The organism is Dietzia sp. B19, assembly GCF_014145155.1.
Classification (GTDB): domain Bacteria; phylum Actinomycetota; class Actinomycetes; order Mycobacteriales; family Mycobacteriaceae; genus Dietzia; species Dietzia natronolimnaea.
The window spans coordinates 1-1,416 of the sequence record NZ_JAALED010000516.1 but is presented as its reverse complement, the minus strand read 5'-3'; the positions used below and the strand labels follow the sequence as shown (position 1 = coordinate 1,416).

Genomic DNA, 1,416 nt, shown 5'->3' with positions numbered 1-1,416 from the left:
CCGCCCGGCCGCCGACGGGGGCCGTGTGTTCCTGTCGGCGGATTCCGGGTCCCCGGTCGCGCAGGCCCTGGTGCGGTGGGACCCCCAGGGGTGGGCCGAACGCGAACTCGCGGACCGCGCCGAGGTGGGGTTCCCGCCCGCCGTCCACATGATGGCGGTGGACGGCCCGGCCTCCGCGCTGGCCGAGATCCTCGACGAGCTCCGGATCCCGGACGAGGTGGAGGTGCTCGGGCCCGTCGACCTCCCCCCGGGGGAGGAGTTGCCCGGACACGACGGCGTGGAGGACCCCGAGCGGGTGTTGCTCCGCGTCCCGCCACCGCTGCTCGGAGCGGTCTCCACCGAACTACGGGCGGTCGTGGTGGCGCGGTCGGGACGGCGGAACGCCGACCCCGTCCGGGTCCGGCTCGACCCGGTACACATCGGCTGACCGGCCCGTGCGGTGGGTTGCCCGGAGAACACCTAGAATGGGCGTTTCCCGTATCCCCGTCCGCGAGGAGTTCAGATACGCATGGCCGTCCATCCCGTCCGGCTCTTCGGTGATCCCGTCCTGAGGACCCCGACCGATCCCGTCACCTCGTTCGACGACAGGTTGGCGCGCATCGTGGCCGACCTCATGGACACGGTCCGCCACGAGGACGGAGCCGGGTTGGCCGCTCCCCAGATCGGCGTGTCCACCCGGGTGTTCGTCTACACCTGTGGAGGCCGCGAGGGCCACCTCGTCAACCCGGAGTGGGAACCGATCGGGGACGAGAGGACTCACGTCAACGAGGGGTGCCTGTCGATCCCCGGGGTCTCCGAACCCACCGAACGCTACGCGCGTGTCGTGGCGCGCGGCGTCGACGTGCACGGAGAGCCGGTGCGTCTCGAGGCCGAGGGGATCCTCGCGCGCGCCGTGCAGCACGAGACCGACCACCTCGACGGGATCCTGTTCCTCCAGCGCCTCACCCCGGACCGGCGGCGCTCGGCGATGGCCGGGATACGGTCGTCCGGATGGTTCGGTAGCGACGCCATCAGCGCCGGGGTCGTCTACGACCGACTCGCCGACGCGATGGCGGTGAGGTGACGGTGCGACTCGTCTTCGCCGGCACACCGCAGGCGGCCGTCCCCTCACTCGAGGCCCTGCTGACCTCAGGCCGACACGACGTGGTGGCGGTGGTCTCCCGTCCCGATGCCCGGACCGGTCGCGGCCGGAGCCTGTCCCGCAGTCCCGTGGCCGCGGCTGCCGACGCCGCGGGGATCGAGGTCCTCACGCCGCCGAACGCCCGCGACCCGCAGTTCGCCGAGCGCCTCCGTGACCTCGCACCCGACGCGGTGCCGGTGGTGGCCTACGGGCACCTGGTGCCGCGACCCGTCCTGGACATCCCCGCACACGGCTGGGTGAACCTCCACTTCTCGCTGCTGCCGGCGTGGCGGGGA

At 72.8% G+C, this 1,416-nt stretch carries 2 protein-coding genes and 1 pseudogene; all 3 read left to right on the top strand.

All coding sequences use genetic code 11. The features are described from left to right. Positions 1-427 (top strand): annotated as a pseudogene (locus tag G6020_RS14120) (primosome assembly protein PriA); the annotation flags it as partial. 81 nt (positions 428-508) lie between these two features. After that, on the top strand, positions 509-1,063 hold the full coding sequence (gene def / locus G6020_RS14115; RefSeq protein ID WP_179525343.1) for a peptide deformylase: 555 nt from the start codon (positions 509-511) through the stop codon (positions 1,061-1,063). Between the two features lie 2 nt (positions 1,064-1,065). After that, a partial coding sequence (locus tag G6020_RS14110; RefSeq protein ID WP_347237826.1) for a formyltransferase family protein occupies positions 1,066-1,416 on the top strand: 351 nt, incomplete at its 3' end.